The organism is Stenotrophomonas sp. A3_2, from assembly GCF_036624925.1.
GTDB lineage: Bacteria > Pseudomonadota > Gammaproteobacteria > Xanthomonadales > Xanthomonadaceae > Stenotrophomonas > Stenotrophomonas hibiscicola.
This window is the reverse complement of record NZ_JAZKVY010000372.1, coordinates 1-434: the sequence shown is the minus strand read 5'-3', so window position 1 is coordinate 434 and position 434 is coordinate 1. Positions and strand designations below refer to the sequence as shown.

At 60.8% G+C, this 434-nt stretch carries 1 protein-coding gene; it reads right to left on the bottom strand.

Features of this window, described 5'->3' with window-relative positions; translation table 11 throughout:
* On the bottom strand, nucleotides 1-299 hold a 299-nt coding region (locus R5H29_RS22150), incomplete at its 3' end, for a LysR family transcriptional regulator (RefSeq protein WP_332329865.1).
* Between the last annotated feature and the right edge of the window lie 135 nt (nucleotides 300-434).

The following is a 434-nucleotide window of genomic DNA, read 5'->3' as shown; positions in this document are numbered from 1 at the left end:
CTGACTGCCGCCAATCTTTGCAACAGAGCCCCCTGACGCGTCGCCCGCATGATTGAGGCCAGCTTGTCGGCGCACGCCACCATCGGCCTGGCCCTGCGAATGAACTGGCGTCCCGCGATGGTTAGGGTGGTGCCAGCATGCGAGCGGTCGAAGATCTTGACGCCGATCAGGCGCTCCAATTTCAGGACGTTTCGGCTGAGCGTCGATTGTTCGACTTCCATCGCCTCCGCTGCGCGGTGAAAACTCCCATGATCGGCCACCGCAATCGCATAGCGAAGCTGACGGATGTCAAAGGTCATGGTGCATATAAATCAAGCTCCGAAAGCGCTTTGCATAAGGATCAAGCGGGCATCCGTTTAGGACTGCGCCGCCGGCCGCTCTCGCAGTAGCCGTCCAGCCAGGTCGTGCGTTCGGCTGAGCGCGACCAGAGCAAG